The organism is Gordonia spumicola, assembly GCF_009932475.1.
Lineage (GTDB): Bacteria > Actinomycetota > Actinomycetes > Mycobacteriales > Mycobacteriaceae > Gordonia > Gordonia spumicola.
This window is the reverse complement of the sequence record NZ_BJOV01000002.1, coordinates 225342-251001: the sequence shown is the minus strand read 5'-3', so window position 1 is coordinate 251001 and position 25660 is coordinate 225342. Positions and strand designations below refer to the sequence as shown.

The 25660-nt window shown below is 65.6% G+C and carries 31 protein-coding genes and 1 tRNA gene; 28 read left to right on the top strand and 4 right to left on the bottom strand.

Going from position 1 to position 25660, the window contains the following annotated elements; genetic code table 11:
- Positions 1-40: 40 nt before the first annotated feature.
- From GYB83_RS03180 to GYB83_RS03125, 12 genes are all read left to right on the top strand, one after another.
- Entirely contained in the window at positions 41-565 is a 525-nt protein-coding gene (locus GYB83_RS03180; protein WP_161894118.1) for a capsid assembly scaffolding protein Gp46 family protein, read from the top strand.
- Between the two features lie 55 nt (positions 566-620).
- Complete coding sequence (locus tag GYB83_RS03175) at positions 621-998, top strand: potassium transporter (protein WP_161894117.1); 378 nt, start codon at positions 621-623, stop codon at positions 996-998.
- Positions 999-1000: 2 nt separating this feature from the next.
- Positions 1001-2035, top strand: a complete 1035-nt coding sequence (locus tag GYB83_RS03170) for a major capsid protein (protein WP_161894116.1) — start codon at positions 1001-1003, stop codon at positions 2033-2035.
- A complete protein-coding gene (locus GYB83_RS03165; RefSeq protein ID WP_161894115.1) occupies positions 2035-2217 on the top strand; it encodes a hypothetical protein in 183 nt (60 codons plus the stop codon). The genes GYB83_RS03170 and GYB83_RS03165 overlap by 1 nt, the downstream gene beginning before the upstream one ends.
- Positions 2156-2542, top strand: coding sequence for a hypothetical protein (locus GYB83_RS03160; RefSeq protein WP_161894114.1), 387 nt, complete (start codon positions 2156-2158; stop codon positions 2540-2542). The genes GYB83_RS03165 and GYB83_RS03160 overlap by 62 nt, the downstream gene beginning before the upstream one ends.
- The gene (locus GYB83_RS03155) at positions 2539-2889 is read left to right on the top strand and encodes a hypothetical protein (protein WP_228461149.1); all 351 of its coding nucleotides are present in this window, start codon (positions 2539-2541) and stop codon (positions 2887-2889) included. Before GYB83_RS03160 ends, GYB83_RS03155 begins: the two co-directional genes overlap by 4 nt.
- Positions 2886-3065 (top strand): hypothetical protein, encoded by a 180-nt coding sequence (locus GYB83_RS03150; protein WP_161894113.1) that lies wholly within the window; start codon positions 2886-2888, stop codon positions 3063-3065. Before GYB83_RS03155 ends, GYB83_RS03150 begins: the two co-directional genes overlap by 4 nt.
- Positions 3062-3322, top strand: a complete 261-nt coding sequence (locus GYB83_RS03145) for a hypothetical protein (RefSeq protein WP_161894112.1) — start codon at positions 3062-3064, stop codon at positions 3320-3322. The genes GYB83_RS03150 and GYB83_RS03145 overlap by 4 nt, the downstream gene beginning before the upstream one ends.
- Positions 3319-3666: a hypothetical protein gene (locus GYB83_RS03140; RefSeq protein ID WP_161894111.1), complete on the top strand. Its 348-nt coding sequence runs from the start codon at positions 3319-3321 to the stop codon at positions 3664-3666. The genes GYB83_RS03145 and GYB83_RS03140 overlap by 4 nt, the downstream gene beginning before the upstream one ends.
- Before the next feature lie 60 nt (positions 3667-3726).
- Positions 3727-4560, top strand: a complete 834-nt coding sequence (locus tag GYB83_RS03135) for a hypothetical protein (RefSeq protein ID WP_161894110.1) — start codon at positions 3727-3729, stop codon at positions 4558-4560.
- 127 nt (positions 4561-4687) lie between these two features.
- Positions 4688-5164: a hypothetical protein gene (locus tag GYB83_RS03130; protein ID WP_161894109.1), complete on the top strand. Its 477-nt coding sequence runs from the start codon at positions 4688-4690 to the stop codon at positions 5162-5164.
- 17 nt (positions 5165-5181) lie between these two features.
- On the top strand, positions 5182-5553 hold the full coding sequence (locus tag GYB83_RS03125; RefSeq protein ID WP_161894108.1) for a hypothetical protein: 372 nt from the start codon (positions 5182-5184) through the stop codon (positions 5551-5553).
- A gap of 33 nt (positions 5554-5586) precedes the next feature.
- Here GYB83_RS03125 and GYB83_RS03120 read toward each other — a convergent pair whose 3' ends face one another.
- Positions 5587-6054 (bottom strand): hypothetical protein, encoded by a 468-nt coding sequence (locus tag GYB83_RS03120; protein ID WP_161894107.1) that lies wholly within the window; start codon positions 6052-6054, stop codon positions 5587-5589.
- A gap of 70 nt (positions 6055-6124) precedes the next feature.
- Between GYB83_RS03120 and GYB83_RS03115 the strand changes: the two genes are divergently transcribed.
- The 13 genes from GYB83_RS03115 to GYB83_RS03060 all read left to right on the top strand — a co-directional run bounded on the left by GYB83_RS03115 (position 6125) and on the right by GYB83_RS03060 (position 20179).
- Positions 6125-11278: a tape measure protein gene (locus tag GYB83_RS03115; protein ID WP_161894106.1), complete on the top strand. Its 5154-nt coding sequence runs from the start codon at positions 6125-6127 to the stop codon at positions 11276-11278.
- Positions 11279-11400: 122 nt separating this feature from the next.
- A complete protein-coding gene (locus GYB83_RS03110) occupies positions 11401-12189 on the top strand; it encodes a hypothetical protein (protein WP_161894105.1) in 789 nt (262 codons plus the stop codon).
- A gap of 15 nt (positions 12190-12204) precedes the next feature.
- Positions 12205-13869: a Gp37-like protein gene (locus GYB83_RS03105; RefSeq protein WP_161894104.1), complete on the top strand. Its 1665-nt coding sequence runs from the start codon at positions 12205-12207 to the stop codon at positions 13867-13869.
- Entirely contained in the window at positions 13863-14252 is a 390-nt protein-coding gene (locus GYB83_RS03100; RefSeq protein WP_161894103.1) for a phage gene 29 protein family protein, read from the top strand. Before GYB83_RS03105 ends, GYB83_RS03100 begins: the two co-directional genes overlap by 7 nt.
- 77 nt (positions 14253-14329) lie before the next feature.
- Complete coding sequence (locus GYB83_RS23505) at positions 14330-15358, top strand: N-acetylmuramoyl-L-alanine amidase (protein ID WP_228461148.1); 1029 nt, start codon at positions 14330-14332, stop codon at positions 15356-15358.
- Positions 15355-15555, top strand: coding sequence for a phage holin (locus GYB83_RS03090; RefSeq protein WP_161894102.1), 201 nt, complete (start codon positions 15355-15357; stop codon positions 15553-15555). The genes GYB83_RS23505 and GYB83_RS03090 overlap by 4 nt, the downstream gene beginning before the upstream one ends.
- Before the next feature lie 59 nt (positions 15556-15614).
- Positions 15615-15833 (top strand): hypothetical protein, encoded by a 219-nt coding sequence (locus GYB83_RS03085; protein ID WP_161894101.1) that lies wholly within the window; start codon positions 15615-15617, stop codon positions 15831-15833.
- The gene (locus tag GYB83_RS24215) at positions 15830-16033 is read left to right on the top strand and encodes a DUF7620 family protein (protein ID WP_443093427.1); all 204 of its coding nucleotides are present in this window, start codon (positions 15830-15832) and stop codon (positions 16031-16033) included. Before GYB83_RS03085 ends, GYB83_RS24215 begins: the two co-directional genes overlap by 4 nt.
- A 20-nt stretch (positions 16034-16053) precedes the next feature.
- Positions 16054-16389, top strand: a complete 336-nt coding sequence (locus GYB83_RS03080; RefSeq protein WP_161894100.1) for a putative phage holin — start codon at positions 16054-16056, stop codon at positions 16387-16389.
- Entirely contained in the window at positions 16386-18485 is a 2100-nt protein-coding gene (locus tag GYB83_RS03075) for a glycine-rich domain-containing protein (RefSeq protein ID WP_161894099.1), read from the top strand. The genes GYB83_RS03080 and GYB83_RS03075 overlap by 4 nt, the downstream gene beginning before the upstream one ends.
- On the top strand, positions 18485-19564 hold the full coding sequence (locus tag GYB83_RS03070) for a glycine-rich domain-containing protein (protein WP_161894098.1): 1080 nt from the start codon (positions 18485-18487) through the stop codon (positions 19562-19564). Before GYB83_RS03075 ends, GYB83_RS03070 begins: the two co-directional genes overlap by 1 nt.
- Entirely contained in the window at positions 19561-19830 is a 270-nt protein-coding gene (locus GYB83_RS03065; protein ID WP_161894097.1) for a DUF7233 domain-containing protein, read from the top strand. The genes GYB83_RS03070 and GYB83_RS03065 overlap by 4 nt, the downstream gene beginning before the upstream one ends.
- Before the next feature lies 1 nt (position 19831).
- Positions 19832-20179 (top strand): hypothetical protein, encoded by a 348-nt coding sequence (locus GYB83_RS03060; protein WP_161894096.1) that lies wholly within the window; start codon positions 19832-19834, stop codon positions 20177-20179.
- A gap of 107 nt (positions 20180-20286) precedes the next feature.
- Here the strand turns inward: GYB83_RS03060 and GYB83_RS03055 are convergent, their stop codons facing one another.
- Positions 20287-21390 (bottom strand): tyrosine-type recombinase/integrase, encoded by a 1104-nt coding sequence (locus tag GYB83_RS03055; RefSeq protein WP_161894095.1) that lies wholly within the window; start codon positions 21388-21390, stop codon positions 20287-20289.
- Between the two features lie 125 nt (positions 21391-21515).
- Positions 21516-21586, bottom strand: a tRNA-Gly gene (locus GYB83_RS03050).
- A gap of 81 nt (positions 21587-21667) precedes the next feature.
- Here GYB83_RS03050 and GYB83_RS03045 point away from each other — a divergent pair.
- From GYB83_RS03045 to GYB83_RS03035, 3 genes are read left to right on the top strand one after another with little or no spacing between them, the layout of a single operon-like run.
- Complete coding sequence (locus GYB83_RS03045; protein ID WP_161894626.1) at positions 21668-22999, top strand: cryptochrome/photolyase family protein; 1332 nt, start codon at positions 21668-21670, stop codon at positions 22997-22999.
- Positions 23000-23045: 46 nt separating this feature from the next.
- A complete protein-coding gene (gene dcd, locus GYB83_RS03040; RefSeq protein ID WP_161894094.1) occupies positions 23046-23612 on the top strand; it encodes a dCTP deaminase in 567 nt (188 codons plus the stop codon).
- 4 nt (positions 23613-23616) lie between these two features.
- Entirely contained in the window at positions 23617-24750 is a 1134-nt protein-coding gene (locus GYB83_RS03035) for a hypothetical protein (protein ID WP_161894093.1), read from the top strand.
- Here the strand turns inward: GYB83_RS03035 and GYB83_RS03030 are convergent.
- Positions 24747-25514: a MerR family transcriptional regulator gene (locus tag GYB83_RS03030; RefSeq protein WP_161894092.1), complete on the bottom strand. Its 768-nt coding sequence runs from the start codon at positions 25512-25514 to the stop codon at positions 24747-24749. The two genes, GYB83_RS03035 and GYB83_RS03030, sit on opposite strands and share 4 nt — an antisense overlap.
- Positions 25515-25660 lie beyond the last annotated feature (146 nt).

Below are 25660 nucleotides of genomic sequence, written 5' to 3'. Positions count from 1 at the left end.
TCGGGTCGGGACTGATTCACTCGATTGGAGTGATCACATCATGGGCGATCAGCTCACCCCGCCGGCGACTCCGGCGACCCCGTCCGAACCTGCCGCACCACCGGCCGCATCCGCGGCCCCGGAGCGGCTGCCGGGCGATCATCCGCTGGTGACCGCGCTCGCGGCGCAGAAGCAGAAGAACGCCGAGCTGCAGCAGCAGATCGATGCAGGCAAGAAGGTCAACGACCCAAAGCCTGCGCCGAAGCCGAAGCCCGAACCGGGTGGTGGCGATGACGTGTCGGAGCGGATCGCGGCACTGGAGCAGCAGCTCGCGGACGAGAAGGCGGCGCGTAGTGCCGCCGAGGTGTCGGCGCTGCGGACCAGGCTCGGAGCGGGACTCCCGGCCGACCTGCTTGGCCTGATCACCGGGACGACTGAAGACGAGATCAAGGCGCAGGTCGACACGCTTGCGCAGCACATCAAGTCAGGTCCCGCAATCAATCCGCAGCAGGGCACGCCGCCCGGCAAGACCGGCGGCTCTGTGACTGCAGGCCGTGACCGCTACAAGGCGGCCCACAACAACTAACCCTCGTGCAGGCGACCGTCGTCTGCACCTGACCGCTCTGGAAGGAGTGATCACTATGACCCAGCTCGCACCTCGAACTGAGTCCTTCGGTGCAGGCGACCAGTCGTGGCTCGGCTCGCGCCACGGTACCGACGTCGCGAAGACTGTCACGCTCGCACCCGCGGCATGGTCGGCGAAGATCGTCGACGGCCGCATCAAGTCCGGTGAGCCGTACGCGATGAAGGCTGGCCTCGCTGTGCCTTACGCGTCGGGCGCATCGGACGGCACGGAAGTCATCGCCGGTTTCCTGCTCACTGACCAGTCGGTCGACGCCGCGCGCGGCAACGTCGCTGCGCCCGGCGTGTGGCACGGCCGCATCATCACATCCAAGCTGCCCTCCACTGTCGCCGCTGCCACGGCGAAGCAGTCGGGCCACTTCCTCCTGGAGGCCTGATCATGGCGACTCTCTACACCGAGACCATCACTCCCGCCGAGCTGACCGGGTTCGCCCGCGCCGCGCAGGAAGACATCGAAGCCAAGCAGGGCACCCTCGCCCGCTGGCTGCCGAACACCGCCGTGAACGACGTCGTCGTCCGCACGGTCGTCGGCAAGAACGGTGCCGGGCAGCTTGCCAAGTTCCGCTCTTTTGACTCGGAGACTCCGATCGGTTCGGGCGGACAGGCGGAGCGGAAGGTCTTCGACCTGATCCCACTGGGCCTGAAAGAGCACATCAGCGAATACAGCCAGCTTCGCACGCGGGGAGCAGACGGGGCAGCAATCGCCCTTGGAGGCATCGAGGCGGCCACAGTCCGAACCATTCGTGCAATCTCGGATCGACTCGAGGTCGCACGTGGGCAGGCCCTCGAGACCGGCGTCTTGTCGATCAACGAAAACAACCTTGTCCAGACTGCGGATTTCCTCCGGCCCGCTGGCAACACGGTCACCGCGGCCGTTCTATGGGACGCGGCTTCGGGGACCAAGATCCTCGAGGATCTCCTGACGTGGGTCGACGCCTACGCCGACGCCAACGATGGTGAGGCTCCTGGCGCGCTCGTCATGTCGCGCAAGGTGCTGAACGTGATGCTGCGCGACCCGGCTGTGCGTGCGCTCGTCGCAACTGCGGCAGGCTCCCCGCAGATCGTGTCGGTCGACGTCCTCAATGCGACCCTGTCGGCGCACTCGCTGCCCCCGATCTACATCTACGACCGCAAGGTCAAGGGCCAGCGCACCACCTCCGACAAGAAGGTGTTCCTGCTCCCGGCTGAGGTCGCTCCGACCGGCGGCAGCAACATCCTCGGTGCCACATTCTTCGGCCCAACGCTTGAAGCGGACGAGCCGGAGTACGGCATCGGCGCCGGTGAGCAGCCCGGCATCGCGGTCGGCGCATACAAGACCAAGGACCCGATCGGACTGTGGGTGCACTCCAACGCGATCGCACTCCCGGTCCTGGTGAACCCGGTCGCGTCGATGGTCGCCACGGTCCTGTCCTGATGCGGATCCGTGACGACCTCGAAGGCGTCGTCTTCGTCGCCGGGGTGGTGCTCGCCGCGGGCGACTCCGTTCCTGATGGCGTCACAGTCGGCGACCACCTGACCGTGAAGGAGCAGACCAGTGGCACCGCTCGCAAACCTCGTGGACGTGCAAGCGCGTCTCGGGCGTCCTCTGACGACTGACGAGGAGACGCAGGCGGCCGGTCTTCTGGTGGAGGCTTCGGCGTCGGCCCGCGCGTGGATGGCATGCGCGGACGACCCGGATCCTGTGCCGGATGATGTGTCGCTGGTGGTGTCGCGGATGGTGGCGCGGGTGCTGAGTGCGCCCGCGTCGCCTCCGCAGATGCAGCACCTCGACCAGTTCTCCCGGTCGGCGGGTGTCTACTCGCAGTCGGGGACGTACACCGAGGGCGCGACCTCGGGTAGTCCGTGGTTGACGAAGGACGACAAGCGGATCCTGCGGCGGTACGGCTGCCGCGGCCGAGCATGGAGCTTCGACACACGATGAGCACGATGGACGAGTTCCCACTGCTGTTCACCGTCGGGCACCGCGCGTTCGATCAAGGGGCCGAGGATGCTCACGGCAACCCGGTCGAGTTTTGGTTCCCCGCGGTCCCGAAGCCCGTCTACGGGTGGGGCGCACCGCAGACATCGGAACCGAAGTTGGCCGGCCATGACCGCGAGATCGTCGAGGTCGAAATGCTCGTGCCGCCCGGTTTCGACTGCTCGCACCGTGACCGCATGGTTCTCGACGGCGTCGAGTTCGAGGTGGTCGGCGGTCCGGAGATGTTCGACCACAATCCGTTCGGCTGGAACCCCGGCGGCGTCATCAACCTGAAGGCTGTGAACGGATGATCGAGATCGTGACCGGCGTCGACAAAGGCGGCGAGGAAGAGGTCGACCAGTTCGACGGCCCCGAAACCACGTTCATGACTGAACCATCGGGCGCTCTGGTGATCATGCAGACGCCGAAGACAGTGTGGGCGGCGTACGCGCCGGGCCACTGGCAGAAGGTGAGGTGCACGGAATGAAGGTCGTGTTCAAACCTCAGGGCTTCTACGATCTCCGTCGCGCTCCGGCGGTGGTGGGGGAGATCGACAAGATGGCTGAGCAGATCGCTGCCCGCGCCAACGCGCAGGGCAAGGGCATGTTCGCTGTCGGGTCACGGCAGGGCATCAAGCGGCCTCAGGGTCGTTGGCGTGCATCGGTTGTGACCGCGGATGCGCACGCGATCGCCGCAGACAGGAAGCACAACATCCTCCTTCGGGCGATGGCCGGCGGGTCATGACGACTCCACTGGCCGAGGCGATCCGCGTTCTCAAGGAGGCGTTTCCCGGCGTGCATGTTGCAGGTAAGGCACCGAAGGACACGCGGTACATCCGGGTCTCACGAGTTGGCGGCACCCGCAGTCGATCTGTGGACCACATGTCGCTCCTGGTGGAGTGCTACGCGCCGAACTCGGTGCAGGCCGAACAGGATGCGCTCGACGTCGACACCGCCTTGCAGGACTCGCCGAACCGGTCGCGGATCATCTCGGACTGGGACGACGCGACGATCGTCGACTATGGCGATCCCGACACCAGTGCGGCGAAGTGGCAGGTCCACGGGACGCTGCACTGCATCACCTTCTGACCACAACTGAATAGACCCTTCACGGCTCCTGACCACTCTGCCTAGAAGGGGCAAACCACTATGGCAATCAAGCACACTTTCGTGGCGAAGTCCGTCGATGGCGGCGTCGTGTACGTCGTACCGCTCGGCACCACGTTGCCGACGCAGGCGGTCCTGCCGCTCGACCCGGCCATCAAGCTCGGCGACCTTGGCACCCTCGCCAAGGACGGCCTGTCGATCGGCGAGACCCGCGAGTCGCAGACTGTCGAGGACTTCGACGGCAACGACTACATCACCTTCCAGAACAAGTACTCGGGCGAGTTCAAGTTCAAGCTGCTCGACGTCGACAAGGAAGAGGTCCTCGCGTTCCTGCACGGCGTGCAGAACGTGGTCCACACTCCGTCGGATGGAACGCACGGCAATCTCACCGAGATCAACCACACCGGCGAGCAGTTGCCGTTCGTGGCGATCGTGACGACCACGAGGTCGGGCGACAAGCTCCGCTTCGACACCATCGAGATCGCTCGAGTCTCGGATGTCTCCGAGTTCAAGCTCGAGTCGCAGGATGCATCGGGTGTGGAGGTGACGGTGAAGGCGTCGAAGGATGACGCGGGCCGGTTCTTCCGCACGTTCATCGACGACGGCGAGATCACCATGCCGACACCGGTCACGAAGGTCTTCACCATCGGCTCCGGTGTCACCGACTACACCGCGACGGTCGACGGCCAGACCACTGCGACCGTCTCGACGATGACCGCCGCGGCACTGCAGACCGCACTCCGCGCACTGTCGAACGTCGGCAGCTCGGGCGTCACCGTCACCGGCTCTTCCGGCGGCCCGCTCACTGCGTCGTTCTCGGTCGCCGTCACCGCGGTCACCGCGACTGGCAACGGCGGCACCGTCACCGTCGCCTGATAGGCGACTTTTTCAACCTGGCCCGGTGGGGTGTCTTCACCCCTTTGGTCAGGAGCCGTGGCCTCCACCGGGCCAGGTCCAGGCTCCGACCGCACCCCAACTACTTCTCACGAGAGGCTCCTGACCGATGCCCAAGATCATCAAGCTCGGATCGACCGACGACCACCTGATCACTCTGCCGATCCCTGTCGGTGGCGGCAAGGTCGTCGAGGTGACGATGCCGACGATGGACTGGATGGACCCCGACGTCGTCGATGCTTACAACGAGTTCGTCGCCGACATCACCAAGCGCGCCGCAGAGTTCGACGAATGGCAGGAAGCTGTCGCCGCGCACGCCAAGGCCGTCGCCGAGTTCGAGAAGGACCCCGAGAACGCGCCGAAGCCAGGACGTAAGCCCGCGGCGAAACCTCCGCACGATCCCGAAGATCTCAACGTCTCCCCGAAGACGTTCCAACTCCGCTGGCTCAAGCACTTCTGCAGCGACGCCGAGTGGGAGCAGGTGCAGCGCATCCCGTCGGGTCTCGCGAATGAGATCTTCCAGGCGATCAACGGTGCTGGCGAGGAGATCACCGAGGGGGAATCCTCGGGCTCTGCCGACTCCTGAAGGAGCATGGCGGGGCCGTGAACTCGGACCTCCTGGACCGCGGCTACAGTCGCCGCGACATCGCAACCGTGCTCTCATGGTCGGACCTGCGAGACATCATCGACCACCGCAAGCACGATTCGGCGTTGTCTCGGGCGCTTGACCCGGACGGTTGGTACTGGAACGACATCGGCGCCCAGCTTGCGGCGAAGTCGGCGACCGCACTCTCCTCGCTGCGGTTCTGGGATCTCATGCGCATGGGACTGCTCGACGACCTCGAAGGTGATGCGCTGGCAGGGTATCTACCAGCGGAGTACGGGCCCAGCGCTAGCGCCAGTCCGGCCGGAGGTAATGCCGAGTCCACCGAGGTTCAAGACGCTCGGGCTGTCGCAGAGTCGCTGCGAGGGTAGGGAGGGCGCCCGGCAGAAAGCTGCGGGTGGTGGCTAGAAACCAGCGTCGGTAGTGTCCGAGGCGTCCAACGACGACTGGTAGATGAACGCAGACTCTCCTGTCTGCCAGTCGTGGATCGATTGCGACCATTCGCCACCGTCGGAGAACTCGGCGGTGATCGAGCTGTTGTCCTTCGGGGTGACGGTGCCGGAAACGGTGTAGGAGCACACACGGTATCCGGTGCTCTGATCTATATCAGCGAGGTCGGAGATCACGCCGCCGGTCCCGATCTCGCGTTCGCCCTGCTTGAAGATCACAGGCACGTCAGACTGCCATCGACCGTTCTCGGTGGTCACAGTGTCGCAATGCTCCGGTTCCATCGTGAGCACTCCGTATCCGGAGAAGATCATCGACACGTCGGCCTTGATGGTGAACGGGTCCGGCCCGCTTGATTCGCTGCCGCATCCCTGGATTCCGACAACTGCTATGACCGCGGCGATCGCGGCGAGCCACTTCTTCATGCGCTGAGAGTACTCGCGCTTCACGACATTCCGCGCCGGTTGGCGCACCTCATCTGATCGGAGGATGCCCATGCCGGAGCTTGCAGTGGGTTACGTGAGCCTAGTGGCCGAGACGTCGAAGATGGGGCCCGCGATCAAGCGGGCTCTCGGTCAGGCTGACGGTGACGCCGCGGCGGCTGGCAAGTCGATGGGCTCGAAGATGTCGTCGGCGCTCGGCACGGCACTCAAGGGCGGGGTGGCGACCGCTGGGGCTGCCGCGCTCGGTGGTATCGGGTTCGCGCTGACGAAGGGCTTCTCCCGACTCAACACCATCGACCAGGCTCAGGCCAAGTTGCGCGCGCTCGGCTCGTCGGGCGAAGAAGTCGAGTCGATCATGAAGAACGCCCTCGCCGCGGTGAAGGGCACTGCCTTCGGTCTCGGCGACGCCGCGGGTCTGGCGGGGACGATGGTGGCCGCCGGTATCAAGCCGGGCCAGCAGCTCGAATCGACGCTGCGCCTGGTCGCCGACAGCGCGGCGATCGCGGGCACCGACCTCAACGACATGGGGATGATCTGGGGCAAGATCGCCGCGAAGGGCAAGCTCGACGGCGAGACCCTGGACCAGCTCATGGAGCGCCAGATCGGCATCCTCCCCGAACTCGCCAAGAACTACGGGGTGACCACCGAAGAAGCGTCCAAGATGGTCTCCGACGGCAAGGTGTCGTTCGAGGACTTCGCCAAGGTGATGACCGAGAAGGTCGGTGGTGGCGCGGAGGAGATGGGCCAGACGGTCCAGGGCGCATTCGAGAACATGAAGGCCGCGGCGGGCCGCATCGGCGCGACGGCGCTCGAACCGATCTTCAAGGCGTTGCCGGGCGGATTCTCCGGGATCACTGATGCGATCGACCAGCTTGAGCCGAAGGTCGGTGCCTTCGTCCAGACGATCTCGTCGAAGGCGGTCACGGAGTTCGGGCCGAAGATCCAGGCGTCGGCGATGGCGGCGTGGAAGGCTCTCCAGGGCTCTGGCGTCGTCAATCAGACGCGCGACACGTTCATGCAGCTCATCAGCACTGGGCAGCAGCTCGCGCCGACGGTGATCCGGATCGCGACGTCGATCGCATCCGTGTCCGCGAGCCTCGGCGTCGGCACGTGGCAGGTCGCGATGGCCGGGATATCGGGTGTCGCGTCCGTCCTATCGGCACTGGAGCCCGTGCTGTCGGGGATCGCTGACCTGATGGAAGCGCAGCCTGCCCTGGTGGGCGCGGCGCTCATCGGGTGGATGGCCTTCAAGACGATGCCGACCCTGATGTCGAGGGTGTCGACGGCGACGTCGACCGTGACGCAGAAGTTGTCGGGCCTTGTTCGTGCGTCGGCACTGTCGGCCGAGTCGGAGTCCGCGCTGGCGGCGGCATCGACCAGGCTGGCGCAGGCTCAGAACGTCGCGGCGACGGCAGCCGCGAAGGTGCTGATCGCGGAAGAGAACCTTGCGCGTGTTCGCGCGACTGCTGGCGCGACGGCCGGGCAGGTTGCTGCGGCTGAGGCTCGTGTTGCCGAGGCCCGTTTGGCATCGACGACTGCTGCGACTCGTGCGACAGCGGCCCAGGCGGGGATGACGGCAGCTCAGGCTGCTGCGGCTCGGCAGACGCAAACGTTCGGCTCGACAGTTCGGCAGGCGTACGCGCAGGGTGCGGCGGGTGCCCAGCGTTTCTCGCGAACCGCCGGGGTGGCCTCCGCAGGCATGGCGGGTATGCGTTCGGCCGGCGCTGGCCTCATGGGCATGATGGGCGGCCCGTGGGGTGTCGCAATGGTTGGCGCAACGGTCGGCGTCATGGCGCTCACGTCCCACATACAGAAGAACAAGGAGCAGGCAGCCGAAGCGAAACAGAGGGCTGATGAATACGCCACGGCAGTCACCAACGTCAAGGTCGCCCTCAGGGCCTCGCGCGGCGAGGTCGACGACAACGTATTCAGCGCATTGTCGGAGCAGATCGACATGTCAGTCAAGAGCCTGGATACTGTCTCTGAATTGACCACGAATATGTTTAGTGGCGCATTTAAGAAACCTCTTGCAGAGACCGGAGTTGGAGCAACTTCCATAAAGGAAGCTATGGATTCAATGGGCCTTTCAATGTCCCAGTTGACTGCTAGGATTTCCGGCACGAAACAGTCGTGGGATCAGTTTGTATCATCCCTGAAATCTCTAGGGGTGGGCACAGACACGATTGCTGCTTTGCAGGGCTACAGGATTGAGTTTGAGAAGCAGCAGGCGATCGCAAGGATGACCACGCATGGAGTCGCCGAATTCGGAGAAGCAATCGACGTACTCGGCGATAAGTCGGCCACCGCAGAGTCGAAGCTGAAGGCGATCAAGACTGCGATGGACGCCTTGAATCCGGCGCGGAACAAAGCCGACGCAATGCGCCAGATGGGTGAGTCGATCCGTCAGGCCGCCGAGGCTGCGAAGGAGATTGGTCCGGCGGCATTCGATGCCAAGGGAAATCTGGACGAGATGGGGGTGACTGGCGGCAAGCTGTATTCGATCCTCGATGATCTCGCGCAGAAGCAGCAGCAGGTCGCGTCCACTGGTGACGGTGCAGCGATCTCCCGTACGAACCGTGAGATCGAGGCGACGTTGCAGGCTCTCGCTGATGCGACCAACAAGCCGATCGAGAAGATCCGCGAGTTGTACGGCAGCTTCGGTGGTGGCGACAACATCGATCTGATGGTGAAGCTGACTGGGGCACCGGAGGCGGTCCAGGGGCTGGGGGCGATTAGGGCGGCGATGATCGCGACCCCAGGACGTAAGGAAGTCGCTATTGGCTATGACCAGATCAAGGCGGCCCTGCCTGTGTTGGACAGGCTGGGGATCAAGTATCGGGAGGTCATCGAGAACGGCCAGAAGGCAATCAAGGTTGACGTCACCGGAGAAGCGGGAGCAAAGCTCCAGACTGTCATCGATGCGGTTACTCAGATTCCGCCTATGAAGTCGATTAGTGTTACGACGCAGGGTGCGGGTGCAGTCCGCACTCTTCTCGACGAATTGGGCGTGAAGGTCAACAAGGACAACAAGAAGGACATCGAGATCACGGCCCCTCTCGCCCCCGGTGTGAATGCGCTGCTGGAGCAGATCGGCCTCAAGGTTGTGAACGACAATGACAAATTGATTCTCGTCCGAGAACAGGGTGCGGATACTGTCGAGAACAAGCTGAATCAGATTGCGCGCGAAAGAAGTGCCGTCATCAGTGTCGTGACTGCGGTGGGGGCGCTGAATCCGGCTGCTGCTGCCGCTGCGGCGGCAGCGCAGGCCGCCAATGGCGGCAACGCTGACGGGTCGATCCGTCGGTATGCGGCGGGCGGTATCCGTGCAGCGGAGGCGTACGCGAACGGCGGCGTGCGTGACACGCTCCCGGACCGTGCGCTGATTCAGCAGGCTGATCCTGGCGGCGGCCTGGTGCAGTGGGCGGAGCCGTCGACGCATGGCGAAGCCTTCATCCCGCTCGCGCCGTCGAAGCGCCGTCGGTCGACGGACATCCTGGCGGCGGTCGCGCGAATGTTCGGGCTCGAGCTGATCCCGCGCGACGGGTCCGTCTCGGGGCTGCTCGGTGGGATCGCTGGCGGTGCGGTGTCGAAGCTGCTCAAGTCAGCAGGGGCCGACGGAATCACCCGGTTCGCTGACGGTGGGTTCAACGGCAAGCAACTCAGGGAGTTGGTCGACGGTGGACACGGGGCGTCACGCCCTCTGACAGGCGCACCGTACGTCTGGGGCGGCGTGAACTGGGGCGACTGCTCCGGAGCTGTTTCGGCGCCTGCGCGTGCTGCTGCTGGCCTGCCGCCGTTCGGCGGCCGCATGTCGACAGGGTCGATGGGGTCAGATCTTCCGGCGATGGGATACCAGCGTGGCGCTGGCAAGTCGGGTGACATGCGGGTCGCGTACTACAACGGCGGTCCGGGTGGCGGCCATGCGATCGGTCGACTGCCGGATGACGTGAATGTTGAGATGGGCGGCCAGAACGGCGGCGGTATGGTCGGCGGTCCGGTGGGGCCGGATCATCCGCAGTTCACTGACCGTTGGTATCTGACGGTGGCGCAGGCTCTGGATAATGCGGTCGGCACTCTGACGCTCGATTCGACGACAGATGCTCCGTCTGCGACTACCGATTCGCCGACGACAACGTCGACACCGGACACGGTGTCGAAGGAGTCGACGATCTCGGGTCTGGTCGGCGATGTCGTGAAGACGGGCGTGTCGGGTCAGATCAAGGACATTCTCGACGTGTTCGGCGTCAATGATTCGCCCGGCGCATTGGCCGCGTGGGCCGGTCTGCCGGTGAAGGACACGACGTCCGGTAAGCCTGTCGATCCGAAGAAGCTGCGTGAGGCCGAGGACAAGGTCACCGACAAGGAGACCGCGCTGAAGGTCGCGAAGCAGCGGCTCGCGGAGGTGGAGGCCAACAAGAAGTCGTCACAGTCGTCGCGGATGGCGGCGAAGGCTGCGGCCGAGAAGGCTGAGCGGGAGGCGAAGCAGGCCAAGGAGGACCTGGAGAAGCTGAAGGCGTCGGAGACGACGACGGCGACGATCACGCCTGGCAAGGGTGTCCGTGATCCGGGTACTCACCGACCGAAGCGTGGCGAGGACACGGGCGTCGGGAAGCTGTCGTCGGTGGATGCGATCAAGGCCGCGTTCAAGGGCGGTTTGCGTGAGGCGTGGCGGTCGGGCGATCAGTGGTCGGCGACGGATTGGATCGTCAACAAGGAGTCGACGTGGAAGCCGGATGCGCAGAACGGCAAGTACTGGGGTCTGATTCAGGCTGGTGAGGACGTGTATCGGGCGGCTGGTGTCGACCCGAAGACGACCGATCCGGCGTTGCAGGCGAAGGCTTTCGACAAGTACGTGGATGGCCGGTACAAGACGCCGGTGGATGCGAAGGCGTTTCACGAGGCGAACAACTGGTACGACCAGGGCGGTATCGCTCCTCGCAAGGGGTTGATGTTGAAGAACATCAATACGCCTGAGCGGGTGTTGTCGCCGCGGCAGACGTCGGCGTTCGAGCAGATGGTGCGTCGTGATTTCCAGTCGGGGATCGGGACGGATGCGATCGTCGCGAAGCTCGACCAACTGATCAAGGTGGTCGTCGCTCAGGGTCCGAATGGCGTTCAGCCTGCCCGGGACGATCGCGATTTCGCCGATAAGCAACGGCAGAAGAATCGACGGCTGGTTGCGGCCGGTAAGGGGGGCCGTGTCTGATGCCCGGTTTTGATGTCACGTTCATCGCGGGGGACGGCACACGGTTTCCAGTGTGGGGATCGCAGCGTAATCCGTGGATCACCATCGCTGAGTCGAGTTGTGATGGCTTGATGGACGCACCAATGGAGACGGATTGGATAGAGGACACTGAGGGTGCAGTGTTCTCGGGCGAGCGGTACAAGCCGCGCGATATGACGATCGGCCTGTACATCGCCGAGGAGTTGTCCGGGTCGAAGCAGGCGGGTCGCCTTGAGTCTGACTTCCGGCGTGCATTCTCGTCACGCCGCGATCCGTGGAACCCCGCTGCGCGTCTTCCGCAGGTGGAGGTCAACTCGACACTGTCGGGTGTCCGCACTCTGGACGCCCATTTGAAGGCGGCACCGGAGATGAAGATGGAGCGCGACCCGTATACGAATGCGATCTTCGACATCGTGTACGAGTTGCGTGCCCCGCAACCGCTGCCGACTTCGGGCACCGAAGTGGATTTCTTTGAGACGTCAGACAGTAGTGGCAGTGGGACTGTCACTGTGTCGAATCCGACGGATACGCCGTGCCGCCACACGTGGATCCTGACGCCGGGCAAGTGGGTGCTTCCGGATCCGTCGTGGCAAGGGCCGGAGGGTGCTCGTGTCCCGGCGGGCGAGCAGGCGACGCGGACGGTGACTGTCGATGTGACGGTCGCTGATGGTGGTGCGCGGATCACGCGTGAACGCCGCAAGCTGCATGCGTCGACGCTCACCGGTGCGAATCTGTTGGGCCGCATGAACGGCAACTGGGTCCGTTTCGACATCCCGCCGTACACGCCGCTGACTCAACTCCCGATCTCGGTGACCGGTGCGCCGTCGTCGGGCGCCCGCGCTGAGGTTCACATGCCGCGACTGTGGTCGCGCTTCATCGGAATGGAGCTGTAGATGACTGCTCCAACGATGTCGCTGCTCGATCAGTGCAACGCAATCCGCGAGGCGACCGAGGCTGAGGATCGTCGTGTCGAGGCGATGCGGGAGACGCCGCCCGGAACGTTCGTGTTCGACGGACAGCAACGACTGCAACATCTGCTGCTCGATGTCGTGTCGATTCACGCCGAGGACAACGAGAACGACACCGGCAGCATTGAACTCACGTTGGCGTTTGATCACCCGGTCGCGCAGTGGATGAACGACGACCGCGGGCGCATGTCGCGCGGTGAGGGCGAGAACTTCCACGTCGATGTCGAGCACAACGGCGTCCGGTTGTCGGGGCGTTACGACTCGAAGACGGTGAAGAAGGATGCGAAGGGGCAGCGTCTCTTGGTCGTCACGTTCCTCACCGACTACGAGAATCTGAAGTGGGTCGACTGCTGGTCGAATCCGTTCTTGCCTGCGATCTTCCAGTTCCCGCGGATCTTCCTGTTGGCGGGGCCGGCGATCTGGACTTTGAAGACGGCGTTGTTCCTGAATCTGTTGCGGATCTACTCGAGCATCTGGCAGATCCCTGACGATCCGATGAACCCGATGACCTGGTTGGACGGGTTGGACATGTCGAACTGGGACATCGTCATCAAGCCGACGACGCTGTTGCAGGACTTGGCGGACGGGACGACGTGGGCGCTGTTCATGTCCCGCTGGGGGAAGTGGCACGACATCGCATCGCCGATCATGTCGGATGCGGAAATGTCGGTCGTCACTCGCCGCTACCGTGCCGGGGATCCGGAGCCGTGGCCTGGCGCTGACATCAAGGACGGTGCGCTGGTCGTCGACATTGTCGACAAGTCCGGACACCGCGAGGGTGCTGCGAATGGCGGCACGATCTTCGACGGGATGACTCGCACGATTCGCGAATCGATCGGCGACATGTTCGAGGACATCGAGGTCGAGCTGACCGGCGAACCGCAGTGGCCATCACAGTTCTACAGCACGATGTTCGAGACGCCGAAGGGTTTCCCGTTCGCCCACTTCCCGGCTGACTATCCGACCGAGACTGAGTTCACGACGTCGCCATCGAAGGGCATCATCATCAACTGCGGCGGACAGAGTGCGCCGGGCGTGAATGAGGCGATCAGCGCCGGGGTGCAGGCGCTTGGCGACTTGGTGACATCGAATCTGAATGTCGGCGGGTACGGGATCGGGCCGCAGGGTGGCGCGATAGACGCGGTGTTGAAGCCGTTCTATACGGACACGGTACTTGCGTGGATCTCGGTGAAGTTGCCGCATCGAATAGCGCAGCAAGGCTCGTCGCACTATCTCGAGTACCACGTTGACCTGCCAGGTAAGGCGTACACGCTGTCGTCGTTGATGGCGGTCCGGTCGGGCGTGAAGGCTACGGAGCGGCAACGGCACGGGAAGGTGACATCGGTTGGCGGCCCGTACGTTGTCGGCTGGAAAGGCTCGGGCCATTTCTACAAGGGTGACCGCGGCAGCTTCGAGATCGCGGGCGACGAGTCCGGCGAGATCCACGTAGAGCGCTGCAGCAAGACGACATTCAACTGGGCGGCAGACCATTTCGCGCAGTGGGAAGCCGAGTTCGGTGCACCCGCTGACCGCGACCCGATCGAAACGATCATCAAGATGATCTCCGACACCGCTTCGGCGGCCTCAATGCTGGGAGTGTGGTGACAGTGTGCGACGCCTGTGTCCCGTACAAGGATCTGACCGAAGACCAACTGAACGATCAGATCGACCGCATCAGTGCGACGTTCGTCGGGCTCCCGCTCGTCGTCGGCGCACCGATGGTGATGGGCCCGGAGTACTGGCTCGAGGTCGCACGACATCAGGTCGAGGTCGGTATCCGGATCTGCTGCGAGCCGATCAAGGACTACCAGCCGGGTACGTCGATCGACAAGGATTCGGCAGCCGGTCTGTGGGTGTACCGCGATGGTGTCGAGGGCGTGGAGGATCCGCGCGACCGGATAAAGCGGCTGGCGCGTGAGCAACACGAGGAGTACTTGGCGGAGGTGGAGCGCCGTCGCGGGAAGCGCGGAGCTTCACGGAAACGCTGACCGACATCTGATCCAGACACCACTTCACATCAAATAGGCCCCGAGATTCGGCGGGCCATTTCATCCAGGAGGCCATAGTGACCTACTACGACAGCGACAGGTCAGAAGAGTTCGGGTTCGGGCGACCGCGCCCGACATCCGGCTTGGTCGGAATCTGCATCCACACGACCGAGTCAGGGAAGTCCGCGACCGCTACCTCGCGCACCGCTGACGACGTCGTCAGCTACCAGGTTCGTACACAGTCCGGCAGCTACAACGTGATGGTCGGCGTCGACGGAAAGGTGATCCGCGAGAACACCGACGACTGGCAGACCTGGTCGACCGGCAACAAGGGCAACGACATTCTGCTGAACCTGTGCGTCGTCGGCAACGCATCGCAGTCGCGTGCTGAATGGCTCGCCCAGGACAAGATGCTCCGCTCGGTCGGCCGAGTTCTCCGCTACTGGTCCGACAAGTACCGGATTCCTCTTCGCAGGGTGACCGCCGCCGGACTTCCAGGCATCCTCGGTCACGTCGACACCCGCGTGTGGGGCGGCACCGACCACGCGGATCCCGGACCGAACTTCCCGTACGACGTGGTCATCGGCTACGCGAAGGGCGCACCAACTGAGGTAGTGAAGCCAGTTGTGAACGCGATCGACGCTGAGGCGAAGGTCGCGGCATCGTGGCTGGGGGAGCGTGTCACCAAGGGTGAGATCAAGACGCCGGACGGCGAGGGTCGTTTCGCTCAGTTCGCGAACGGCTACGTGTACTGGAATCCGAAGACTGGCGCTGTCGCGGTGCCGATGCGGATCTTCGAGACGTGGGCAGGTCACCGGTGGGAGGCGGGGTTCCTCGGCTACCCGGTCCGCCGTCACACGCTCGTCAAGGGCGGAGCGGTGCAGGCGTTCCAGGGCGGCGTGATCTACCGACAGGGCGACCAGCCGGGGTTCCCGGTGCGTGGTGTGATCGGTGACCGGTGGGCGAAGGAGGGGTTCGAGACGGGGCCGCTTGGCTGGCCGACGTCGGACGAGCGCGACAACGGCACCGGTGGGCGCGTGCAGGACTTCGAGCACGGCCGCCTCGAGTGGGATCCGTCGGGCGCTATCAAGGTGGTGACCGCATGATCGCCCTGACTCCCGCTGCTCGTCAGCGGATTTACGCCGTCCTCACTGCACTCGTGCCGATCGGTGTCGTCTATGGCGTCGTGTCAGACACCGAAGCGTCCCTCTGGCTGGCTGTGGTTGCCGCCCTCCTCGGTGGCGGTGGTACAGCACTCGCCGCCGCCAACACCCGCGGCGGTCGACACCGCAAGGGCGAGTAGTGCCGCCGCTCCCATGGGCCGACCTGGGATCGGGCGCACTCTTGGCTGCGGTGGTTGTCATGATCTTGAGGGGCTGGCTGATCCCTCGCCGCACTCACGACCGAGAGATCCGCTTCAAGGACGAGCAGATCGTCGAACTGAAGCGGAAGTCGGCAGCCGATGACGACGCGAACGCCGAACTGCTGAGACAGAACGGGATGCTCCTCGACGCGGCCCGTACTGGAACCGCCGTGGCCGAGTCCGTGCAGCGACTCTTCGATCGGGAACCTCAGTCATGAGGTGGCCGTGGAGTTGCGAGGGCTCGCCGCCGGAGGTTGAGCATGCGCGTGAAGCCGCCGACCTTGCAGAGCAGAAACGCGATGCGATCCATGCCCGCGGGCCGGAGGCGTTCGCGTTGGCAGCGAAAGGCCGCGAGCAGCGGGCACGAAACCACTTCGGCGAGTCGATCGATCTGGCGATGAAGAGGAGGCATGCATGAGGCGCGCTATTGCTGGCGCTGTGACTACGACGGCCGCGGCCCTCGCGATCATGCCGATGTTTCCCGAGCGTATCGGGGCGAACGTGGCGATCGTTGTCATCGCCTCCCTGTCGTGGGTGTTGGTCGCCCTGTACGGGTTGAGGTCTCGATGGCAGGCCACCCGCGGCGGACGGGCGGTGCTGTATCTCGCGTTCGCGCTGGCTGCGTTCACGACTCAGGTCGCGGTGTCGGTGTGGATCGGCTCGGCGTACTGGGGACGCAATGAGATTCGGTTCGTCTTGTACTTCGGTTTGGCTGTGACGATCGCGCATCTGATCTGGACTGTGGTGCGTGCACAGAAGGAGGACCGGCGATGACCACACCTAATCTGCCCGCTGCGGGCACCAATTTCGGCCAGTATTTTATCCCGGCCAATCTGTCGAACGGCGTCACTGGTGGTCTCGCGGACTTCTCGGGGATGACGAGGGAAGACTGGGAAGCCCTGATTGAGGGCGACTGGAACGGCAAGCTGCTGCCGCTGGGTGATCCGCTGGAGATCATTCGTGAACTTGTCCATGCGGTGACGTCCGCGCTGACTGGGGACTTTGACCCGTTCATCGACTTGATCGGCGAGGTTCCGATTCTGGGCGACATCGCGAAGGGGGCGCAGGCGCTCTTACAAGGCGTCATTCCGATCGGTTGGCTGTCCACGGACACACCGAATCTGCTCGCCAATCCTGACTTTGACGGCGCCGATTCGATGGTTGTCGGCGAGGGCTGGCTGTACGACGCTGCTGTCGGCCGCACGAAGGCCGGATCGGCTCGGTTCACGGGTGCGGGCGTGCGTGGTCTGCAGCAGTCGACGCCGGTGCAGGTCGCCGAGGGCCAGGAGCTGGACGCTGAGGTGTGGGCGAAGTGGTCCGGTGTGGCGACGTCGTCGTCGGCTGCTGCGTGGAAGCTCGCGGTCCGGTGGTGGGACGGCGAGACGATGCTCGCTGAGACCGTGATCGCGTCGAAGACGTCGCCGGCCGCGTCGTCGGACTGGGTGAAGCTGTCCGGGTCGGCGACTACACCAGCTGGTGCGACGTTGGCGACGCTCACGCTGATTACCGAGGACGTCGTCACAGCCGGATCGATCTGGTGGGACGACGCCGCACTGCGCAAGCCGGCGACGTCGATCCCGCAGCAGTGGGTGACCGGACTCCTCGACGCGCTCGGCAACCTCGGCGACTGGATCGAGCACCTCATCGACCAGGCTCTCACCGCGCTCGGTATCCCATCGGTCGGCGAGATCGGCGACCGGATCGGCGACTTCGCCGACGCGATCGGCGACCTGCTCGGCCTCGGAGAGGACAACGCCGCAGGGCTCGACACACTGCTCGACAAGCTGCTGCACGATCCGGCCGCTGTCCTCGGCTCGATCCCCAAGGCGATGGTCGCCGGGCTCGAGTCCGCGCTCGCCGGGATCGACGACTTCGTGCAGGACTTGATCGACGCGCTGCTCCGTGCACTGCGCGGTATCCCGGTCGTCGGCGGCACGCTCGCCGACATCATCTCCGATCTGGGTGGACTCAAGGACACTACCGAGACGACGCAGCAGCAGGTGTCGACAGGCCTCGGTGGTCAGGCGATCACCGTCGGTGTCCTCGACGACATGGCCTACCACCTCGTCTCCTACACGTCAGTTGGAACCACGACGTGGACACCAGCGGCGCACGTCGTACCCACTGGATACGAAGTCGATCACTACCTCGTGACTGTCTACGGCGGCGGAACCGGTGGTGCTCGCTCCACGGACGGCGGCACAGGAGGTCAAGGCGGCGGCCGAATCTGCGACCGAATCTCGCCGACCGATGCGGGTACGTCTCAGACCATCATTGTCGGGCAGGGCGGTGCTGGGTGTCCGGCGAACAGTACCGGGTTGGGTTCTGACGGCGGCGTATCGAAGTTTGGAAACCTAGTCGTCTCGGTCCCCGGTACCTCGGCGATCCCCACTATCTTCGGCGACCTGGCGTCGTCGGCGGCACCGGGGTCGGGCGGCGACGGCGGCCTGCTGATCGTCGTCGGAATCTCCGCGAATACGGGCAGCACGTCCTCGACTGGGAGTCATAGTCACTCGATCTCGCATGACCGGCGGATCTCGCCGGGCGGGGTTGGTGAGTCGTCCTCTGGGGCTGCGGGTGGGTCTGCGGGTATTGGCGACTCTGGGTACTGGGGATCTGTCACACCTGCAGGAAACGGTGCGCACGGCATTACTAAGGGCAACTACACCACGGGCGGTGCCGGTGGCGGTGGTGGCGGCGCAGTCTATGGGCTCTTTGGGCAGCAGCGCGGCGGCAACGGTGGCGCGCCGGGTGGCGGTGGCGGTGGGGCCGGTGACTGGAACGCGGCGCTCGGACAATCAGCTGGCGCAGGCGGGAATGGCGGACGCGGCCAGGTCGACGTGTGCGCGATGTTCCGACCGGTCGCCTGATGACCTGGTCACCCACCGGCCCGACGCTCACCCCGCGCAAGGGCTGGGCGGGCAGTGCCGGGCCGACGACCCGCGACCCGGTCCGAGGGTGGAGAACGGTCATCGCTCGTGCGGCGATCGACGGGGGCATCGGCGAAGACGTCGGCGAACTCGTCGCGCACCTGCTCGGAACTGATGTCTCGACGGGGACGGACGTAGCGCTGATCGTCGCCGCGCTCAGCGGAACCGACACCGGGGCGAGCCTCGACACTGCGATCCTGCGAGCGATCGTCACCGGCACCGACGCCGGTCTCGGGTCCGATGCGGCGTCGTGGATCGAGAAGTGGGCAGCGACCGGCGTCGACACCGGCACAGGTACCGACCTCGCCACGATCCTCGCGTACCTGGCGGGAGCCGATTCAGGGACCGGCCTCGACCTCGCTGCACTCCTTGCGCACACGTCCGGCCTCGACCTCGCAGCAGGCGAGGACAGTGGCGCAGCGCGGTGGACGTCGCACGCCTCTGCAGACGCCACATACTCGACCGCCGGTTCGTTCGTGTACCCGATCCCGGCGTGGGCCACTCACCTCGACATCGTCGTGATCGGCGGCGGCGCATCGGGACAGACCGGCAACGGCGCGATCAACTCGGCAGGCAAGGGCGGCAACGCAGCCGCGTGGGCGACGACCACGATCGAGCGTGTCAACCGCTGGGGATCATCGGTATCTCAGATCGGCGAGTACGCCGACACCCTCGAGGTGACGGTCGGGTCGGGTGGCGCACAGGCCGCGAACTCCGACCACGCATCACCGAACCCCGGCACAGCGTCGTCGGTAGTCCACACCGGCCAGGCGTTCGCGCTGACGTCGCCCGGCGGGTCGGGGAAGACGTCGACACAGAACGGCGCCGCTCCCGGGAACACCACGTGGCAGGGCGTCACCCACACCGGCGGCAACGGCGGCACCGGAAACGGCGGTGCAGCGACCGCACCGGGAGCAGCGGGCGCGGGCGGCAACGGCGGCATCTTCGGGTCCCGCACCCGTGGTGGTGCAGGCGCAGCAGGCCGCGTGTTCATCCGAGCGAGGCAGCAATACGCATGATCCACACAACCCGCACCAGCCCACGCCCCGGTGCAGTCATCGTCCCGGCCGGGTCAGCCATCACGAGCGCGACTGCGAGCGCTGACGGCGCAGTGATCGGCGTGGATCTCGCCGACTACGACTACGCCCCGTTCGCGGACCCGGACGCACCGGCGTTCGAGTTCATCGCCGACGTCGTCCGCGTCGCCGCTGACGGCTCCACATCAATCGCCCGCGGGATCACCTGTATCAGCAGTCCGGGCCGAACCTCACGAGAGAAGGAATGACATGGCGAAGACAGCAGCACACCGGAAGGCCGTCGCAGACGCGATCGGCGGCATGGGCGGAAAGATCACCCTGCACTCAGCGGACCCCGGCACGACAGGTGCAAACGCGATCGCGACGACACCGGCGTCGGCCAACACGACGTGGGCGGCGGCGACCGACGACGGTACACAGGCCACGGCTCAAGGGTCAGCGGTGAACCTACAGGTCCCGGCGTCGACGAATGTCACGCACTACGGCATCTGGAACGGGTCAACGTTCCTGCGAGGGCAGGCGCTCGACGCGACGATCACCGTCAACGCGGGCGGACCGGTCGCCGTCGACGTGACGCCGAAGACTAAGTACAGCTGATCTGGTCGACCCCAAGCACGACAATGCCCCCGGCTTCCGCATCACGCGGAGGTCGGGGGCTTTTCGTCGTTGCACGACCCCGCACGGACGCCCGAGGATACCCTCCGTCACCCGAGCACTCTCCCGATCGCGGCGGCAGCCGCCGCGCCAGACTCCCGATCCACGTGACCATAGACGTTGGCCGTCGTCGTGATGTCCTCGTGCCCAAGGTGACGCGACACCACCACCAGTGGCACGCCAGCACCGATCATCCACGACGCGCACGTGTGCCGCAGGTCGTGGATGCGCGGCACACGATCCGTGCCCAAGACGCCGCGGGCGGGCGCCCACCCTTCGTTGAAGAAGTTCTGCTGACGGCAGCGCGCGCCAGTGCTCACGACGAAGACCAGGTCGCCACCATCGGCGATCCTCCGGCGGGCGATGTCGACGGCCTGCGGCGGTAGGTTGATGGTCCGCACGGAGCGGCGTGACTTCGGCGGTCCGATCTCCCAGCCGTCCTTGCCTCGCTTCCATGCGCGCGTGATCCGGCACGTCCCCTCGTCGAGGTCGATTGCGGACGGGGCGAGCGCTGTCGCCTCTCCGAATCGCATGCCGGTCGACACGAGCCACAATGCGAGGTCGGCCCACAGCTCCCGCCCGATCGTCGCGTGCACCTTGTCGAACTCGGCGCGCGTGAGCATGACCATTTCGCGGCGTTCGGACCGCATGATCCGCTGTCCGTCGCACGGATTCCGGTCAATCTTCCCGGCGCGTACGGCGGCCTTCATCGCGCCCGAGAGGAAGGCGTGCTTGTTCTGGAGGGTCTTGCTGCTGGGCCGCTTACCCGGCTTGCCGTCGGCACCGACAGGCTGCTCCATGCCTTGGAGCCACTGTGCGACGGCGGCCTCGGTGACGGCGGCGAGGGGGAGCCGTCCGAGGTCTGCAAGGTCGTGTGCGACGTACCGCCTGTACTGCCGCCGAGTGCCCTCGATGATGCCGGGGAGGTTGGCGACGTGATCGTCGAGCCATTCCCGCAGGGTCAATTCGCCACTGTCGGCGATGCCGAGCATGTCGAGGGCGGCGGACGCTCCGATGCGCTCGATGTTGCCGCGGTGCCGCTCGGCCGACGTGAGGTCGGTGAAGGTGAGGCCGCGTTGTCGCCCGTCTTGTCGCCAGAGGACGCGGTAGGTGACGACTCCGTTGGCTGCCCGGTGTGGCCTGATCGACGCCATCAGTTGACACCACGCGGGATGGTGCACCCGCGTCTGACCTGGCCGAATTGCGTGTGTGTGTTGACACGGAGTGTTGACATGGTGCGATTATCGCACATTTACCGCGTCTGACCTGCTGTTATTTGAGCCGATGACGGGAATCGAACCCGCACTCGCAGCTTGGGAAGCTGCTGTTCTACCACTAAACTACATCGGCGCTGCACGGTGTGACCGTGCGACGACTACCGTAACAAACGTACGCGGCCCGGGTGTGCGCAGACCAGGACAGGAGTCGGAGATCGCGGATCTTTCGGTGGTGTGGTTCCGGCGCGATCTGCGCGTGCACGACTTGCCGACGCTGACGGCGGCGGGGGAGTCGGACGCTGCGGTGGCGGTGTTCGTGCTCGACGAGCGTGTCGCGCGACCGGGTCCGCGGACCGACTTCTTCCTGGGCTGCCTCTCCGCACTCGACGAGACTCTCGGTGGACGGCTACTCGTTGTGCGCGGAGACCCCGTCGACCAGGTACCGCGCATCGTCACCGAACTCGGGGCGTCGTCGGTGCACGTGTCGGCCGACTTCACGCCGTACGGTGCACGTCGCGACGGTGAGGTCGAGAACGCCCTCGGCGACACGCCGCTCGTCCGCACCGGGTCGCCGTACGCCGTCGCGCCGGGCCGCATCCGCAAGGCCGACGGCACGCCGTACCGCGTGTTCGGGCCGTTTCGGCGCTCCTGGAACGACCACGGGTGGCGGCCGCCCGCACAGACCGACGAGACGACCGTCGACTGGATCGATCCGTCGGGATTCGACGGGCGGACAGTCGTCGACGCGGACAGCAACGGCGGTGAACGGGCCGCACTGACGAGATGGCGCAGCTTCGTCGACGACCGTCTCGACACCTACGACGCCGACCGCGACCGCCCCGACCTCGACGCCACCAGCCGGATGTCGGCATACCTGAAGACCGGCTGCCTGCATCCGCGGACGCTCCTGCACGAGCTCGGAACCCGCAACGACTCCGGTGCGTCGAAGTTCCGCAGCGAACTGTGCTGGCGGGAGTTCTACGCCGACGTCCTGCATCACCGCCCCGACACCGCGTACGTCGAGTACGACGAGAAGTTCCGCCGCCTCCCGCACGACACCGGGGCCGCCGCGCAATCCGCGTTCCGGGCGTGGTGCGACGGCCGCACCGGCTACCCGATCGTCGATGCGGGCATGCGTCAGCTGAACGCCGAGGGGTGGATGCACAACCGGGTGCGGATGATCGTCGCGTCGTTCCTGACCAAAGACCTCCACCTGCCGTGGCAGTGGGGCGCCCGCCACTTCATGGATCGGCTCATCGACGGCGATCTCGCGTCCAACCAGCACGGATGGCAGTGGGTGGCGGGCTGCGGGACCGATGCTGCGCCCTATTTCCGGGTGTTCAATCCGACGACGCAGGGTGAGAAGTTCGATCCCGACGGCGACTACGTCCGTCGCTGGGTGCCCGAACTCCGCGGCGTCCCCGGCACGCTCGTGCACCGCCTCGGCGTCAACCGGCCCGCGGACTACCCCGAACCGATCGTCGACCACGCCGCCGAACGGCTCGACGCCCTCGACCGATACGCCTCGATCCGACGAGTGATCTGATGCGACCGATGCCCGGGCGTGAGCAAAGTTCAGTTAACCTCTATGAGTGCTGTTATCTGATCGCGACATCCGTGCCGAGATCGGCGGGGGCCGACTGGGCGTCGACCCGTTCGACGACGCCATGGTCCAGCCGTCGAGCGTCGACGTGCGCCTCGACGGGCTGTTCCGCGTCTTCAACAACACGAAGTACACGCACATCGACCCGAAGCAGCAGCAGGACGAGCTGACGACGCTCGTCGAACCGGCCGCGGGCGAGCCGTTCGTGCTGCATCCCGGCGAGTTCGTTCTCGGGTCGACCCTCGAAGTGGTGTCGCTCCCCGACGACCTCGCGGGCCGTCTGGAGGGCAAGTCGTCCCTCGGCCGCCTCGGTCTGCTCACGCATTCGACGGCAGGCTTCATCGACCCCGGTTTCAGCGGCCACATCACGCTCGAACTGTCGAATGTCGCGAACCTGCCGATCACCCTCTGGCCGGGCATGAAGATAGGCCAGCTGTGCCTGATCCGGCTGTCCAGCCCGGCCGAGAATCCGTACGGCAGCGCCGCTGTCGGATCCAAGTATCAGGGCCAGCGCGGTCCGACGCCCTCCAAGGCGTATCTGAACTTCCGGAACTGACACCATGACAAGCGGACACGGCACTCTCGGATGGTTGGCGGACTTCCCGATCCCGCCCGCCCCGACCGGCGCCGTGCTCGCCATCACCTTCGGCGACGACGGCGTGTGGATGGGCCGTGTCGACGGAACTCGTCGAGTGATCGGCGAACTCCGCGAGGCCCGCATCGTACCCGCGGTGCTCGACGTCCGGATCGCGGGCGAACTCGTCGAGAACGGGAAGGTCCCCGAAGCCGAGGACCCCGAGGTCTTCGCCGAACTCATACCCCTCGCAGCGCACACGCGAACCACCATCGGCGACCGCGACAGCGCCCTCGCGATGGGCCGCGGCGCCGTCAGCTTCGTCTCCGTGACACGCGTCGACATGGTCGAGGCGACGGTTCCCGAGGTGAACCGCCTGCACGGCATGCTCATCGAACTCGCCGGATCGCAGCCCGTCGACGCGATCCTCCTCGGCCCCGGCACCGACGGATGGCCGGGACTGTGGGAGGCGTTCACCGAACGCGGATTCAGCGCACTGCTGCCCGGCGACCCGTTCCCCGCCACCTTCGGCGGCGACGATCGGGAGACCGGACTCCTCGACCGGGTCGACGAGACCCCCGCGACCCTCGCCTGGACGGAACAGTCCGACGAGAGCGGCCCGATGTCGTTCACCGCGTCCGGCATCGATCCCGCCGACTATGAGCTCGACGACAACGGCGACGTCCAGTACGAGACCGCGCCCGTCGACGGTCCGTCCGACGAAGAACGCGAACTGCAGGCGCGGCGCCGTCGCAGGTGGACGGCAGCCGCGGCGGTCGTCGTGCTGCTCGGCCTGGCCGGTGCGGGCACGGCCGTCGCCATGAACGTCCACGAGCACGGCGGCCCGACGATGGCCGCCCTCGACTCCGAAAGCGCCTCGGACACCGCCCAGAAGCCGTCGACCACATCGTCCGAACCCGAACGCATCCCCACCACGGCCGATCCCACCGAGATGGCCGCGGCCCGGTCGACGATGCTCGCCTACACGACGCCCCCGCCGCCGCCTCCGCCGAAGAAGACGACCAAGAAACCGTCGACGGGCCGCACCCCCGACCCCGGCCACAAGCGCAGGACCGTGCCCAACCCGATCCCCGGACTCCCGCCGATCGTCGTGAACTAGGTTGTGTCTGCGGCGTGCCTGCGTTCGCGGGCGATCGCCAGATAGTCGTCCAACTGGCGTGAGAGTTCGCGGTCCAGTGCGCGGTACAGGGTGTTGTGGGCGGCCACCCGTCCCGTTCGACGCAGTTCGCCGAGGAACAACGACGCCCAGCCCGACTCCTCGTCGCTCTCCGGGATCCAGCCGTCGAAGCGGCCCTCCGTGATGGCCCGGCGACCCGCCGATATCAACGTGTGCGCCGCCCGATCCATGTCGGCGTCCAAGGTGCGCTGCAGACCGAGGATGTACTCCAACGGCACGCCGATCGCCATCAGGCGGATGTATCCGTCCACGCTCTCGGTGTCGGTGACCGTGTACTGGCTCGGCGGGTCGTCGTCGCCGACCGGTTCGATGAGACCCGACTCCCGCACCCGGGCGAGGAGCTCGGGATCGTCCGTCCCGAGCAGTTCGTGCAGTCTCTCCGCCGACATCGTCTCCGACGGCGTCCGGGACCACGGCTCCGACACCATCTCCCGCAGACCCAAAACCTCGGCCAGGTCCTCACCCTGCCGCATCCGCTCGAAGAACTCGCCGATGTGCTGCATCGTGAAGCCCCGACCGAGCAGGTCGTTGATCACGCGGAGTCGAGCGAGGTGCTCGTCGTTGTAGATCGCGATCCGCCCACGACGGACGGGCCGGGGAATCAGACCACGATCCTGATAGCCGCGCACATTGCGCGTCGTGGTCCCCGCGGCCTGTGCAAGGTCGTCGATTCGGTACTCGGTCACGACAGCATTCTGTCAAAGACCTTCTCGACTGCGCTCGAAGACCGGGGAGGACACGCTCGAAGACCGGGGAGGACGCGCTCGAAGCTCTTCTCGACTGCGCTCGAAGGGCTGGGAGGACGCGCTCCAAGGGCGGAGCAGGTCGAGAG